A 14881-nucleotide genomic window follows, 5' to 3' on the forward strand; every position below is an offset into this window, starting at 1 on the left:
ACGCCAGCCCCACGGAAAATGGACACCCATGCTAAAAAACCTTGATGTTGTCGCGGCTGTTATTGAGCGCGAAGGCAAAATTCTGCTCGCCCGTCGCCCTGAAAATGGCGATCAGCCCGGCCTGTGGGAATTTCCAGGTGGGAAAGTAGAAAGGGGAGAAACGCAGCCCGAAGCGCTGGCGCGGGAACTCCTGGAAGAGCTGGGAATTACGGCACAAATTAGCGGCTACGTGGCCAGCCATCAGCGCGAAGTGAACGGGAGAATGATTCATCTGCACGCCTGGCATGTTGAGGCCTTTAGCGGCGAACCCATCGCCCATTGCCACAGCGAGCTGGTCTGGTGTGAACCGCCGGAGGCGCTTGGCTATGCCCTCGCCCCGGCGGATGTCCCACTGTTGAAGGCTTTTATGGCTTCACGCGGCGCCAGACCAGCGGATTAGTCCCTAAGACTTTGTCATCACGCTGGCATTGCAGCAAAATGCCTTCCGTCTTCACCACCGCCCCTTCAGAATAGTTTTTATTTTCATAAATACAGCACTGGTTGCAGGGCGGCGTCTGCGGCTGATTGCTGTTGGTGAACACTTCCGGCGGGATCACCACGTCAACGTCAGGCTGACGGGGCTGCACCGCCATCGCTGGCAGACTCATCATTAGCCCCACGACGGCGGCGAGCAGGCTTTTTACTGGCATCATCACTTCCCTCTTTTTTGACCCAACGTTTTGCTTTTTTTCCGTCATCCTGGGCTTTGATGCCCTTAAATGCGTGCCGCACCGGCGTGGTTCGCGCCTGATGAATCAGCTCATAAAGCGTATGCACCAGCGGCTGCATAAAGTCCTGATAGCGGCACTGCTTTTCGCTGATTTGCGTCAGCGTTGATTCCCAGTGCGCGGTCATGTCTGGCCTGGCGGCCAGCTCCGGCAGCGAGTGGATCAGCGCCCGCCCGGCCTCCGTAGAATGAATATAGCGCCCTTTCTTGACCAGAAAAGCGCGTTTGAATAACAGTTCGATGATCCCGGCTCGCGTCGCCTCGGTGCCTAATCCGTCCGTGGCGCGCAGGATCTTTTTCAGATCTTTGTCCTGCACAAAGCGCGCAATCCCGGTCATCGCTGACAATAATGTCGCATCGGTAAAGTGGCGCGGCGGCTGAGTTTGCCGTTCAACCACTTCGCCATGCTCGCAGAGCAGTTCGTCCCCTTTCGCCACCACCGGCAGCGGCGTGCCGTCGTTCTCTTCATCGCGCTCTTTATTGCCCAGCAGCGCCCGCCAGCCCGCTTCGGCAAGGAAACGCGCTTTAGCGATAAATTTGCCTCCGGCGATATCCAGATCGATGGTGCATTTACGGAATACGGCGTCGGCACAGAACTGCATTAAGTATTGACGGGCGATCAGGCCATAAACTTTAGCCTCATTTTCACTTAATGAGATTGCAGAGCTGCGGGCCGTGGGAATAATCGCGTGGTGGGCATCCACTTTTTTATCGTCCCAGCAGCGGTTACGCAGATCGGCATCCACCGCGGGCTGCGGCAGTAAATCCGGCTGATGCACGCTGATGGCGTTCATTACCGCATGCCGCCCGGCGAAGTGCTCTTCGGGCAGATAGCGGCAATCGGAACGCGGATAGGTGATCAGTTTGTGGGTTTCGTACAGCTTCTGGCAAATATCCAGCACGTTCTGGGCGCTCAGCCCAAAGCGTTTCGCCGCCTCGATTTGCAGGCTGGAGAGCGAAAACGGCAGCGGCGCGGTTTCCGATTCCCGTTTATCGTTATAGGCGGTGACCAGCGCCGGGTGGCCGTTGATACGCGCGACGACGTGCTCCGCCAGCTTGCGGTTCAGCAGGCGGCCTTCTTCGTCCTGATGGGGTTCGCAGGACTCGCTCGGCTGCCACACCGCCACAAAACGCTCGTCCGCTGGCGTCACGATGTGGGCTTTTACTTCGAAATAATCTTTGGCGACAAAGTTTTCAATCTCTTCATCGCGGCGCACGACCAGGCCCAGCACCGGCGTCTGAACGCGGCCTACGGACAGTACGCCCTGGTAGCCCGCATTGCGCCCGAGAATGGTGTAGGCGCGGGTCATGTTAATCCCGTACAGCCAGTCGGCACGGGCGCGGGCCAGCGCCGAAACGCAAAGCGGAATAAATTCGCTGTTGGCGCGCAGGCGGCTAATCGCCCGCTCCACGGCCTGCGGGTTAAGGTCGTTGATCAGGCAGCGCTGCACCTGCTGGCGCTTTTCCGGGGCAAGCTGGAGATAGTCCAGCACTTCATCCACCAGCAACTGCCCTTCGCGGTCAGGGTCACCCGCGTGAACCACTTCGGTTGCTTGGGCCAGCAGCTTTTTAATCGCGTTGAGCTGTTTAGTCACGGAGGGGCGAGGCTGGAGCTGCCACTTTTCCGGCACAATGGGCAAATCAGCGAGGTTCCAGCGGGCATATCTCCCGTCGTACGCGTCCGGCTGTGCCTGCTCCAGCAGGTGGCCAATGCACCAGGTCACCACCTGGCCATTGCCGCATTCAATAAACCCATCGCCGCGACGATGGGGCTTGGGCAGCACGTCGGCAATGGCTCGCGCAAGGCTTGGTTTTTCCGCAATAAACAGCCGCATGAATTAACGGATCTCGATCATTGGGCGGCCAGCGCGGGCCTCTTTCAATTCACCGATGGCGCTGAGCTTAATGCCGTTCCGCTCGGCAGCCGCAAAGACTTCGGCTTCGGCATCCGCACGAACCGCCAGCAGCAGGCCGCCGGAAGTTTGCGGGTCGCACAGCAGATTGCGCCAGGCCTCCGGCATCTCGCCGACGAGTTGCCCGTAGCTGGCAAAGTTTCGGGAGGTGCCGCCGGGCACGCAGCCCTGCTCGATGTAGCTTTCCACACCCGGTAATTTTGGCACGCATTCAAACCAGACATCAGCTTGAACGCCCGCGCCTTCGCACATTTCGCTCAGGTGGCCCAGCAGGCCAAAACCAGTCACGTCCGTCATCGCGGTCACGCCCGCAATATCGGCAAACTCTGCACCGACTTTGTTCAGCTGGCACATGGTTTCTGCCGCCAGACCTTTGTGCTCTGGCAGCAGCAGGGATTTTTTCTCGGCGGTGGTCAACACGCCAATGCCCAGCGGTTTGGTCAGGTACAGCTTGCAGCCTGCTTCAGCAGAGCTATTTTTCTTCACTCGCTCGGTGGGCACAACGCCGGTCACCGCGAGGCCAAAAATCGGTTCAGGCGCGTCAATCGAGTGGCCGCCGGCCAGAGAAATCCCCGCCTGCTGGCAGACAAAACGCCCGCCTTCGATAACCTCACGAGCAATTTCGGGCGCCAGCGTATTAATCGGCCAGCCGAGAATAGCGATCGCCATAATCGGTTTCCCGCCCATGGCGTAGATGTCGCTGATGGCGTTGGTCGCAGCGATACGGCCAAAGTCGAAGGGATCATCCACGATCGGCATGAAGAAGTCGGTGGTGCTGATGATACCGGTGCCGTTGCCCAGGTCGTAAACCGCCGCATCGTCGCGGGTTTCGTTCCCCACCAGCAGATTAGGATCGACAAACTTCGCCTGCTCGCTGTGCAGGATGGTTTCCAGCACCTTCGGGGAAATTTTGCAGCCGCATCCTGCGCCGTGGCTGTACTGGGTCAAACGAACGGTTTGCTTCATGGACTTTTCCTTTCTTTGCCAAATTCTGTACCCAATATGGTAGCGCTCAAACGCCCTGGTGGTAAGTCTGGCAGTCCTAATTCGCGTGCCGTTGCTCACTAAGCAGGCAAAGCGGAAGTTTTTTGAAGCCAGGCCGCATTTTGCCGATGCGCTCTTTTACTCAAATATGACAGTAATGTTACAACCATCGAGGCAACTATCTGGACAACCCACGCATGTAAGGAATAACAATGAAAAAACGCGTATTAGCCTTCTGTATTGCCGGCCTGTTCTCCTCTGCGGCCTTTGCCCTTGCCCCTCCGGGAAATGACGCCACCACCAAGCCCGATCTCTATTACCTGACCAACGCCCAGGCCATTGACAGCCTGGCGCTGCTGCCGCCGCCGCCTGAAATCGGCAGCATTGCGTTTCTGAACGATCAGGCGATGTATGAGAAAGGCCGCCTGCTGCGCGCCACCGAACGCGGCAAGCTGGCCGAAGAAGATGCCAACCTGAGCGGTGGCGGCGTGGCTAACGCTTTCTCCGGCGCGTTTGGCTCGCCAATTACCGAAAAAGATGCGCCGGAACTGCACAAGCTGCTGACCAACATGATTGAGGACGCCGGTGACCTCGCCACGCGCGGCGCAAAAGAAAAGTACATGCGCATTCGCCCGTTTGCCTTCTACGGTGTGCCAACCTGTAACACCAAAGAGCAGGATAAGCTGTCGAAAAATGGCTCTTATCCGTCCGGGCATACCTCAATTGGCTGGGCTACCGCGCTGGTGCTGGCGGAAATCAACCCGCAGCGCCAGAACGAGATCCTGAAACGCGGGTTTGATCTGGGGCAAAGCCGGGTGATTTGCGGTTACCACTGGCAGAGCGATATTGATGCCGCTCGCGTCGTGGGATCTGCCGTAGTGGCCACGCTGCATACCAACGCCGCCTTCCAGCAGCAGCTGCAGAAAGCGAAAGACGAGTTTGCGAAACAGCAGAAGAAATAAGAAATGGAACCTGCCGGGTCAGCGCCCGGCAGGATAATGTCCAATCAGAAGTGAGAAACGAACGCAGAAGTATCCGGGGTGCTGATGGTCGTCGACGCTTTCAACTGCGGCGTGCCGAGGTAGAGGAAGCCCACCACTTTGTCCTGCTTGCGGCCACCCAGTCCTTCGCGCACCAAATCATTTTCAGTCCACGCGCCGCTGCGCCAGATGCCGTTAAAGCCCTGGGCCACCGCCGCCATTTGCATCGCCATCACCGCACAGCCTGCGGAAACCACCTGCTCCCACACCGGCACTTTATGGTTAGTCTCGCAATGCGCGACCACAGCAATGATTTGCGGGGCGCGGAACGGCGATGTACGCGCCTTTTCAACGCTTTTTTCATCCATGCCGGCCGCAAGGGCTGCTTTCTCTAAAAGCTGAGCAAAGCGCTCGCGCCCTTCCCCTTCAATAACAATGAAGCGCCACGGCTGGAGCGTACCGTGGTCCGGCGCACGCATCCCGGCACGCAGAATATTTTCCAGCACTTCACCCGCCGGAGCCGGCTCGGCCAGGCGGGAGGCGCTACGGCGGTTAATCAAAAGTTCAAGTGCATCCATTTAAAAGCCCCTTACTGACAGGAAATGACTGGCAAAGCGTGGAGGTTGCCCCAGTCCGTCAAATGATTTTCATTCACAAAATTAACACAGCCGTAGTTTTTGTTACAGCGCCGCCCCGATTTCCTGCTGACATTTCCTCGCCCTCTCTTTAGGATAGCCTTTACTTTCGCCGCTTTAGCCAGCTTCATTGCGGCGTGCGGGTAATACCCCTGTTGAAGGTTATGGAGAAAACATGCGCACCATTGGGCGATTTATTAGCGGCTTTTTTAAGTGGACCTGGCGTCTGCTTAATTTTATTCGGGAATTTATTCTCAACTTGTTCCTTATCCTGCTGATCCTGGTCGGAGTCGGCATCTGGATGCAGGTAAAAAGCACGCCTGCAGAACCTGCGCGCGGGGCGCTGCTGCTGGATATCACCGGCGTGGTGGTAGACAAACCGTCGGTCAGCAATAAGCTGGGCGTGATTGGCCGCCAGCTGGTGGGCGCCAGCTCTGACCGTCTGCAGGAGAATTCCCTGTTCGACATCGTCGACGCCATTCGTCAGGCGAAAGACGACCGCAATATCACCGGCATCGTGCTGGACCTGAAAGATTTCGCCGGGGCCGACCAGCCGTCAATGCAGTACATCGGTAAAGCGCTGCGCGAGTTCCGCGACGGCGGCAAGCCGGTTTATGCCATGGGCGACAGCTATAACCAGAGTCAGTACTATCTGGCAAGCTTTGCCAATAAAATCTGGCTCTCACCGCAGGGCATGGTTGACCTGCACGGGTTTGCCACCAACGCGCTGTATTACAAAACCCTGCTGGATAAGCTGAAGGTCTCGACCCACGTCTTCCGCGTCGGCACTTACAAATCAGCGGTTGAGCCGTATATCCGCGACGATATGTCCCCTGCCGCGCGCGACGCGGACAGCCGCTGGATTGGTGAGCTGTGGCAAAACTACCTGAACACCATCGCGGCCAACCGCCAGATCACCGCTCAGCAGGCTTTCCCTGGCGCTCAGGCGCTGCTGGATAACCTGCAAAAACTGGGTGGCGACACCGCAAAATATGCCCTGGACAATAAACTCGTGGACGAGCTGGCGAGCAGTGCTGCTGTAGACAAAGCACTGGTGAAGCAGTTCGGCTGGAGCAAAGCCAACAAAGACTTTAGCTACACCAGTATTTACGACTACACCGTGAAAAAACCGTCTGAGCAAGGCGATGCCATCGCGGTGATCTTCGCCAACGGCGCGATTATGGACGGGGAAGAAACCCCGGGCCAGGTCGGCGGCGATACTACGGCCATGCAGATCCGTGAAGCGCGTCTGGATCCGAAGGTGAAAGCCATCGTCTTCCGCGTGAACAGCCCTGGCGGCAGCGTCACTGCGTCCGAAACCATCCGTGAAGAGCTTGTGGCTGCGCGTGAAGCCGGGAAGCCAATTGTGGTTTCCATGGGCGGCATGGCGGCATCCGGCGGGTACTGGATCTCCACCCCGGCGAACTTCATCATCGCCAACTCAAGCACGCTGACCGGCTCGATTGGTATTTTCGGCGTCATCAACACCGTAGAAAACACCCTCGATGCGATTGGTGTGCATACCGACGGCGTATCAACGTCGCCGCTGGCCGACGTGGCCGTGACCAAGAAACTGCCGCCTGAAGTACAGCAGATGATGCAGCTCAGCATCGATAACGGCTACAAGCGCTTTATTGGCCTGGTGGCGGCGTCCCGTAAGAAAACGCCGGAGCAAATCGATCAGATTGCTCAGGGCCACGTCTGGACCGGGGAAGATGCCAAAGCCAACGGCCTGGTGGACAGCCTGGGTGACTTTGACGACGCCGTGGCCAAAGCCGCCGAGCTGGCGAAGCTGAAAAGCTGGCACCTGGCGTTCTGGCAGGATGACGCGACCTTCACCGACATGGTCTTTAACGCCATGACCGGCTCGGTACGCGCCGCGCTGCCGCAGGCCATTCAGGCTTACCTGCCAGCGCCACTGGCGGATGCCGCGCTGGCGGTCAAGGCCCAGAATGACAAATTCGGCACCATGAACGATCCGCAAAACCGTTACGCCTTCTGCCTCACCTGCGGCGATGTGCGTTAATTTACTCAAATGAATCAAAGCCCGGTTAAACCGGGCTTTTTTTTTCCGTCATCCTCTCTATACTCTGCCGCAAATATCGAAAGCCTCGAGCAAAACTATGCCAAAGAAATCTATCTACGTTGCCTACACCGGCGGTACTATCGGGATGCAGCGTTCTGAACACGGCTACATTCCTGTTTCCGGCCATCTCCAGCGCCAGCTGGCGATGATGCCTGAATTCCATCGCCCGGAAATGCCGGACTTCACAATCCACGAATACGATCCGCTGATGGACTCTTCGGACATGACGCCTGAAGACTGGCAGCACATCGCCGACGACATCAAAGCCCACTACGACGAGTATGACGGCTTCGTGATCCTCCACGGCACGGACACCATGGCGTTTACCGCCTCGGCGCTCTCGTTCATGCTGGAGAACCTCAGCAAGCCGGTGATCGTCACGGGTTCACAGATCCCGCTGGCGGAGCTGCGTTCTGACGGGCAAATCAACCTGCTTAATTCGCTGTACGTGGCGGCCAACTACCCGATCAACGAAGTGACGCTGTTCTTCAACAATCGTCTCTATCGCGGGAACCGCACCACCAAAGCCCACGCCGACGGCTTTGATGCCTTTGCCTCCCCTAACCTTGCGCCGCTGCTGGAAGCCGGGATCCACATCCGCAAGCTGAATACGCCGCCTGCCCCGCACGGCGAAGGCGAACTGATTGTCCACCCGATCACGCCGCAGCCGATTGGCGTGGTCACCATCTATCCAGGCATTTCTGCCGACGTCGTGGGCAACTTCCTGCGTCAGCCGGTCAAGGCGCTGATCCTGCGTTCTTACGGCGTGGGTAATGCCCCGCAGCAGGGCGCGTTCATTAAAGAGTTGCAGGAAGCTAGCGCGCGCGGCATCGTGGTGGTTAACCTCACGCAGTGTATGTCCGGCAAAGTGAACATGGGCGGCTATGCGACCGGCAACGCGCTGGCGCAGGCGGGCGTTATCAGCGGCTTTGATATGACGGTGGAAGCGACGTTAACCAAGCTTCACTATCTGCTGAGCCAGGGTCTGGATGCCCAGGCGATCCGTGATGCCATGTCGTGCAACCTGCGTGGTGAACTCACCCCCGACGAATAAGGAACGCCAATGGCGCGACGTGCTTTGCTGTTGATTGATTTGCAGAACGATTTTTGTGCCGGTGGCACGCTCGCGGTTCCGGAAGGTGACAGCACCGTTGAGGTCGCTAACCAGCTTATCGAACTGTTTAACGCCCGCGGTGAAAACGTGGTTGCCACTCAAGACTGGCACCCGGCAAAGCATGGAAGTTTCGCCAGTACGCAAGGCACTGAATCTTTTTCTGAGGGCATGCTCGACGGCCTGGCGCAAACCTGGTGGCCCGATCACTGCATTCAGAACAGCGAAGGGGCGAAACTTCACCCGCTGCTGAAGGCTTCCGGCGTCGATAAGATCGTCTATAAAGGCCAAAATCCGGCTATCGACAGCTACAGCGCGTTTTTCGATAACGGCCACCGGCAGCAAACCGAGCTGGATGCCTGGCTGCGCGAGCACGACATCAGCAGCCTGGTGGTGTTGGGGCTGGCAACGGATTTCTGCGTGAAATTTACCGTGCTGGACGCGCTGGAGCTGGGTTATGAAGTGATAGTCATCACCGATGGCTGTCGCGGCGTGAACCTGCGGCCCCAGAGCAGCCTCGAGGCATTCCAGGAGATGGCGGTTGAAGGCGCCACGCTAATGACCTTCGCCGATTTTACCTGCCAATAATTGTAGGGGCGGCCCCCGCCCCGCACTTTTGTATCGATTCCGCTCACACTCTACGCTTTTTTTGCTCGCCCTAGCCTGGGAGCGCTCTCATAATCATATTCAGTGAATTTATTCAGCACGTTAGCTGATTTCGCTTTCCGCCGTTTTCGTCTGTTAAGCGTGGCCGGGGAGCTTTTATGTTGTGCCCGTCAAAGAGGAATCATTATGTCATTCACACGTAAAATGTTACCGCTGGTGGCCGCGGTGACGCTCGCCTGCAGCGGCGTTGCGCAGGCTGAATCTTTGCTTTCCGTGGGTTACTTCAACGGCGGCGGCGACGTCACTGCCGGTCCCGGGGGGGATATCAATAAGCTTGATGTTCGCCAGATTACCCACCTCAATTACTCCTTTGGCCTGATTTATAACGACGAGAAAGGCGAAACCAATGAAGCGCTGAAAGATTCGTCAAAACTGCATCAAATCTATCTTTCCCCGAAAGTTGTCTCCGACCTTGAAACCCTGCCGGCACTGCGGAAACAGAATCCACAGCTGAAAATCTTGCTGTCCGTTGGTGGCTGGGGGGCTCGCGGTTTCTCTGCCGCAGCAGCAACGCCTGAAAACCGCGCGGTGTTTATCCGCTCCGTGCAGGAAGTGATGGACAAATATGGCCTGGATGGGATCGACCTCGACTGGGAGTTCCCGGTAAATGGCGCCTGGGGCCTGGTGGATAAGCTGGACGCCGACCGGGATAATTTCACCGCCCTGCTGAAAGAGTTGCGCAAAGCCGTGGGCGACAAAAAACTGGTTACCATTGCCGTCGGGGCCAATGCCGAAAGCCCGAAAAGCTGGGTTGATGTGAAAGCCATTGCGCCGGTGCTGAACTACATCAACCTGATGACCTACGACATGGCATACGGTACGCAGTACTTCAACTCGAATCTCTATGATTCGAAAAAGTGGCCGACCGTGGCCGAAGCCGACAAGTACAGTGCTGATTTCGTAGTAAATAACTATCTCGCAGCCGGGCTGAAACCAGCGCAGATGAACCTCGGCATCGGCTTCTATGGCCGCGTACCTAAGCGTGCCGTAGAGCCGGGCATTGACTGGTCAAAACCCGACGCGCAGAAAAATCCGGTCACACAGCTCTACTTCGGCGAGCGTGAGCTGGAGCTGTTTAAAACCGCGCTGGGCGTGGATCTGACGAAAGACACTTACGTCAAATACAACGACCTGGTGAAGAAAATGCTGAACGACCCGCAGAAGCGCTTCACCGAAGAGTGGGATGACGACGCGAAGGTGCCGTACCTGACGCTGAAGTCTGCTGAAGGTAAACCGCTGTTTGCCATTTCCTACGAGAATCCGCGCTCGGTGAAAATCAAAGCCGAGTACATCAAGGAGAAGGGGCTGGGCGGCGCGATGTTCTGGGAATACGGCGCGGATGACAACAACCAGTTGGCGAAACAGCTCGCCGAGTCGCTGGGCATCGATCACGCTAAATAGCGGTTAACGCAGAAAAACGAAGGGAGACAAGTGAGTCTCCCTTTTTGTTTACTGCAGCTTCATCGTTACAAACGGCGCAGGCTCGATGCCAAACTCCGCTTTCAGCTGCTGTTTGCTCTTCATCACCATCTGGCCATTGGTGTCGATAGTCATGTGCTGCGCCTCCGTGTTGTGGCGCGCCTGCCACAGCATCACCAGCTGGAGGCTGTTGTCTTTTTGCTCCTGGGTCAGCGCCACGCCATCAGGCCACTTTCCCAGCTCGACCGCGGTCGCCAGGCGCTGATAAATCTCCGGCGTCATCACGCTCAACATCTCATCCAGATTGCTCATTGGGCACCCCGTCGCAGAATAATTAGCTGAATCGATTCTTCAACCCTCAACCTGCTCACCATTTTGCCCATCGGTGAAGCTCAGCGAGGCCGAGTTAACGCAATACCGCTCCCCGGTCGGCTGCGGGCCATCCGGGAACACATGGCCCAGGTGCGCGTCGCAGCTGCCGCAGCGGATTTCAACGCGTTCCATGCCGTGGGAATTATCGGTCAGATAGCGGATGGCATCGGGGCTGACAGGCTCGTAGAAGCTTGGCCAGCCGCAGCCTGAGTCGTATTTTGTTTCCGAAAGAAACAGCGGGGCCTCACACACCAGGCAGTGATAAATCCCGTCACGCTTATTATGCAGTAAACGCCCTGAATACGGCGGTTCAGTGCCGTGCTTCTGGGTCACGTAGTATTGCATCTCGCTGAGGTTTTTCTTATTTGAATCAGGGGGTAATTGATTAGACATAGGTGTACATCTCGGTCAGTTCAATTGGGACAGCTCACGGCCCCATTCTAACAAAAAATTAACAACACCGTGCTGCTTTTTGTTCTAAACTTAGCCCTGAAATTCTGGCACGGCACAAAGCGTGACGTGAATCACATTATTGTTGGGACTGGCGTTTAAAATCCCCCGCATCGTCCCCATTTGGATTTAAGCCCAAAAGGAAGCGTGAGGCGTTCAGTCGTACAAACCCTGGTCACAGGATTGATTTGTCGCAATGATTGACACGATTCCGCTTGACGCTGCGTAAGGTTTTTGTAATTTTACAGCCAACCTTTTATTCACTAAAAAATAGCTGGTGGAATACTATGACTATCAAAGTAGGTATCAACGGTTTTGGTCGTATCGGCCGTATCGTTTTCCGTGCTGCTCAGGAACGTTCTGACATCGAAATCGTTGCAATCAACGACCTGTTAGACGCTGACTATATGGCTTACATGCTGAAGTACGACTCAACTCACGGTCGTTTCAACGGTACTGTAGAAGTTAAAGACGGCAACCTGGTTGTTAACGGTAAAACTATCCGTGTTACCGCAGAACGTGACCCGGCTAACCTGAAGTGGAACGAAGTGAACGTTGACGTTGTTGCTGAAGCAACGGGTCTGTTCCTGACTGACGAAACCGCACGTAAGCACATCACTGCTGGCGCGAAAAAAGTTGTTCTGACTGGTCCTTCCAAAGACAACACCCCAATGTTCGTTCGCGGTGCTAACTTCGAAAAATACGCAGGCCAGGACATCGTTTCCAACGCATCCTGCACCACCAACTGCCTGGCTCCACTGGCTAAAGTTATCAACGACAACTTCGGTATCGTTGAAGGCCTGATGACCACCGTTCACGCTACCACCGCAACTCAGAAAACCGTTGATGGCCCGTCTCACAAAGACTGGCGCGGCGGCCGCGGCGCAGCTCAGAACATCATCCCTTCTTCTACCGGTGCTGCTAAAGCCGTAGGCGTTGTACTGCCAGAGCTGAAAGGCAAACTGACTGGTATGGCGTTCCGCGTTCCTACCCCTAACGTGTCCGTTGTTGACCTGACCGTTCGTCTGGAAAAAGCTGCTTCTTACGAAGAAATTAAGAAAGCAATCAAAGCTGCTTCCGAAGGCGCAATGAAAGGCGTTCTGGGCTACACCGAAGATGACGTAGTGTCTACCGACTTCAACGGCGAAGTACTGACTTCCGTGTTCGATGCTAAAGCTGGTATCGCACTGAACGACAACTTTGTGAAACTGGTTTCCTGGTACGACAACGAAACTGGCTACTCCAACAAAGTACTGGATCTGATCGCTCACATCTCCAAATAAGTTGAGATGAGAACCTGATCCTAAAGGGCGACTTCGGTCGCTCTTTTTTTTGCCTCAAATCACCAGGACTAAGGAAAAAAGAAATGATTAATAAAATTTTTGCACTTCCGGTCGTCGAACAAATTACCCCTGTGCTTACCCGCCGCGTAAACGATGAGCTGGACGTCATCGTCGTTGATCACCCCCAGGTTCGGGCATCTTTCGCACTTCAGGGCGCACACCTGCTCTGCTGGCAGCCTGCCGGTGAAGATGAGGTGCTGTGGCTGAGCGACATCACCCCGTTCCATAAAGGCAAAGCGCTGCGCGGCGGTGTGCCTATTTGCTGGCCGTGGTTTGGTCCGGCGGAGCAGCCAGGCCTGCCGGCGCACGGTTTTGCCCGCAACCAGCCGTGGACGCTGAGCGCGCACAATGAAGACGCCAACGGCGTGGTGCTGACCTTTGAGCTGCATAACAATGCCGAGACGCTGAAGCTGTGGCCGCATGAATTCACGCTGTATGCCCGCTTCAAGCTGGGCAAAACCTGTGAAATCGAGCTGGAAGCACACGGTGAGTTCGAAACTACCTCTGCCCTGCACACCTACTTCAACGTCGGCGACATCGCAGATGTGAAGGTCAGCGGCCTGGGTAATCCGTATATCGATAAAGTGCTGAATGAAGCCCCGGGCCAGTTGACCGACGGCGTACAAACCTTCCCTGACCGCACCGATCGTCTCTATCTGGAGCCGGAAGAGTGCAGCGTCATTCATGATGCCAGCCAGTTGAAGCGCATCCTGAACGTGGTTCATCACCATCATCACAACGTGGTGGGCTGGAACCCAGGCCCGGCGCTGTCCGTTTCGATGGGCGATATGCCGGACGACGGCTACAAAACCTTCGTCTGCGTAGAAACCGCCTGCGCATCTAAAAAACAGAAAGCCAGCGCGGAAAAACCGACCCGTCTGAGCCAGACCATCAGCGTGGCGAAGAAAGGCTAAGCGACTTTCACCAGCTTAGGGCAAAGGCCGTCAACCTCTGCCCCATTAAAAAGCAAACGGGGCGCAAGCACCCCGTTTTAGTGCACTGATTGCACCTATTAGAAGCTGTAGTTCACGCCCGTCAGCAGCACACCAGTCCAGTTGCTGTCGACCATTGGGCTGTCGGTCACTTCTTTGGACAAACGCATGTAGCGGCCCATACCGAACACGTTCCAGTCTGCGTTCAGCTTATAGTTGACGGACAGCTCAACGTACGGTGACCAGCTGTTACCCGCGTCGTACTCGTTCAGGCCGCTGCGGTTGGACTCCTTGCCGCTCACGCCGTAGTAGTAGTCGTTTTGATTCTTGCTGTCCCACACGACACCAATCCCCGGCGTGACCGTCAGGCTATCCGCGTTGTAGCGATACAGCCAGGCGGTATCCCAGGTGATGCCGTTGCTGTTGTTCAGGATATCCCCGGCCAGCACGGTACGCAGGAAGCCATAGTCGGTGTTATGCACCCAGGAGAGGCCCGCCATCACGGTAGAATGGCGGTAGTCCAGCGCGCGCATGCTGTCGTAATTGCTGTCTTTCGGCCTGAAATGCAGCGGCGAATAATAGGCGGTGACGGACAGCTTATCGGCCTGGTCATTCCACAAGTAGTAACCCGCGTTAAACCCGCGGAAGTAGAAATTGTCACCTTCATAGCCCAGCAGAGGCGCCGGATAGACGCGGTTCTGGTCACCTTTGTAAGGGTTTGGCGAAACCAGCGCCCCCGCACCGATAGACCATGGGCCCTCTGCGTGCGCAGCGGTAACGGAAGAGGCTAACAGTACGCCTAATGCGAGAATTTTGAATTTGGTCACAATCCTTTCAGTCCTTTAATCAAATAATCAGCGCAGGAAGTGTAACCGCCCTTGGCTCCCATCCCAAATAATTTACTTAGTCACAACCTTCAACCAACTTTTTAGCTTCCCGCAATCAGATGACGGCGGATTTTCAGCTTTATGTCAGCCAGATGAAAGCAAACACTGTCGCTTATCTCAAATACGAAATTTTTAGGATGAGTTATTGATATGTCATTGAAATTGAGCGTTGGCCGTATGCAAGTTTTGCAAATGCCATCTACGCTTTATTTTAGGAAGGTGAAACGCTGAGACGGCGGCGTGAGCGCCCGGTATCAACCTGGCACAAGGGTTGCTGTTCATTTAGCAGACGTCTTCCGGGGAGCCTCTATTACACATACCAACGGCTCTTTAACCT

15 protein-coding genes are annotated in these 14881 nt (G+C 56.0%); 8 read left to right on the top strand and 7 right to left on the bottom strand.

Going from position 1 to position 14881, the window contains the following annotated elements; all coding sequences use genetic code 11:
• Positions 1–28 precede the first annotated feature (28 nt).
• Positions 29–439 (top strand): pyrimidine (deoxy)nucleoside triphosphate diphosphatase, encoded by a 411-nt coding sequence (locus tag A936_RS08550; protein WP_008456648.1) that lies wholly within the window; start codon positions 29–31, stop codon positions 437–439.
• Here the strand turns inward: A936_RS08550 and A936_RS08555 are convergent.
• Genes A936_RS08555 through selD form a run of 3 tightly spaced genes read right to left on the bottom strand, consistent with a single transcriptional unit; the run spans position 405 to position 3645 of the window.
• The gene (locus A936_RS08555) at positions 405–650 is read right to left on the bottom strand and encodes a YnjH family protein (protein WP_231560128.1); all 246 of its coding nucleotides are present in this window, start codon (positions 648–650) and stop codon (positions 405–407) included. The genes A936_RS08550 and A936_RS08555 overlap by 35 nt on opposite strands.
• Positions 607–2601, bottom strand: coding sequence for a DNA topoisomerase III (locus A936_RS08560; RefSeq protein WP_008456652.1), 1995 nt, complete (start codon positions 2599–2601; stop codon positions 607–609). Before A936_RS08560 ends, A936_RS08555 begins: the two co-directional genes overlap by 44 nt.
• Positions 2602–2604: 3 nt before the next feature.
• Positions 2605–3645: a selenide, water dikinase SelD gene (selD, locus tag A936_RS08565; RefSeq protein ID WP_008456654.1), complete on the bottom strand. Its 1041-nt coding sequence runs from the start codon at positions 3643–3645 to the stop codon at positions 2605–2607.
• Between the two features lie 230 nt (positions 3646–3875).
• Between selD and phoC the strand changes: the two genes are divergently transcribed.
• Entirely contained in the window at positions 3876–4625 is a 750-nt protein-coding gene (phoC, locus tag A936_RS08570; RefSeq protein ID WP_008456655.1) for an acid phosphatase PhoC, read from the top strand.
• Positions 4626–4669: 44 nt separating this feature from the next.
• On the opposite strand, the gene A936_RS08575 is transcribed toward phoC, so the two are convergent.
• Complete coding sequence (locus A936_RS08575) at positions 4670–5221, bottom strand: NAD(P)H nitroreductase (protein WP_008456657.1); 552 nt, start codon at positions 5219–5221, stop codon at positions 4670–4672.
• 232 nt (positions 5222–5453) lie between these two features.
• On the opposite strand from A936_RS08575, the gene sppA reads away from it, so the two are divergent.
• The 4 genes from sppA (at position 5454) to chiD (ending at position 10542) form a co-directional block, all read left to right on the top strand.
• Positions 5454–7304 (top strand): signal peptide peptidase SppA, encoded by a 1851-nt coding sequence (sppA, locus tag A936_RS08580; RefSeq protein ID WP_008456659.1) that lies wholly within the window; start codon positions 5454–5456, stop codon positions 7302–7304.
• Between the two features lie 97 nt (positions 7305–7401).
• Positions 7402–8418, top strand: a complete 1017-nt coding sequence (ansA, locus tag A936_RS08585; protein ID WP_008456661.1) for an asparaginase — start codon at positions 7402–7404, stop codon at positions 8416–8418.
• A gap of 9 nt (positions 8419–8427) precedes the next feature.
• Positions 8428–9063, top strand: a complete 636-nt coding sequence (gene pncA / locus A936_RS08590; RefSeq protein WP_008456662.1) for a bifunctional nicotinamidase/pyrazinamidase — start codon at positions 8428–8430, stop codon at positions 9061–9063.
• A 204-nt stretch (positions 9064–9267) separates the two neighbouring features.
• Complete coding sequence (chiD, locus tag A936_RS08595) at positions 9268–10542, top strand: chitinase ChiD (protein ID WP_008456663.1); 1275 nt, start codon at positions 9268–9270, stop codon at positions 10540–10542.
• Between the two features lie 48 nt (positions 10543–10590).
• Here the strand turns inward: chiD and A936_RS08600 are convergent, their stop codons facing one another.
• Complete coding sequence (locus A936_RS08600) at positions 10591–10872, bottom strand: YeaC family protein (protein ID WP_008456664.1); 282 nt, start codon at positions 10870–10872, stop codon at positions 10591–10593.
• 39 nt (positions 10873–10911) lie between these two features.
• Positions 10912–11325, bottom strand: coding sequence for a peptide-methionine (R)-S-oxide reductase MsrB (gene msrB, locus A936_RS08605; RefSeq protein ID WP_008456665.1), 414 nt, complete (start codon positions 11323–11325; stop codon positions 10912–10914).
• Positions 11326–11669: 344 nt separating this feature from the next.
• Here msrB and gapA point away from each other — a divergent pair, with 344 nt between their 5' ends.
• Positions 11670–12665, top strand: a complete 996-nt coding sequence (gapA, locus tag A936_RS08610) for a glyceraldehyde-3-phosphate dehydrogenase (RefSeq protein WP_008456666.1) — start codon at positions 11670–11672, stop codon at positions 12663–12665.
• A gap of 83 nt (positions 12666–12748) precedes the next feature.
• Positions 12749–13639 carry a D-hexose-6-phosphate mutarotase gene (locus A936_RS08615; RefSeq protein WP_008456667.1) on the top strand — a complete coding sequence of 297 codons (891 nt, stop codon included), beginning with the start codon at positions 12749–12751 and terminating at the stop codon, positions 13637–13639.
• 98 nt (positions 13640–13737) lie between these two features.
• Here A936_RS08615 and A936_RS08620 read toward each other — a convergent pair whose 3' ends face one another.
• Positions 13738–14484 carry a MipA/OmpV family protein gene (locus A936_RS08620; RefSeq protein WP_008456668.1) on the bottom strand — a complete coding sequence of 249 codons (747 nt, stop codon included), beginning with the start codon at positions 14482–14484 and terminating at the stop codon, positions 13738–13740.
• Positions 14485–14881: the final 397 nt, after the last annotated feature.

It is taken from the genome of Enterobacter sp. Ag1 (assembly GCA_000277545.1).
Taxonomy (GTDB): domain Bacteria; phylum Pseudomonadota; class Gammaproteobacteria; order Enterobacterales; family Enterobacteriaceae; genus Cedecea.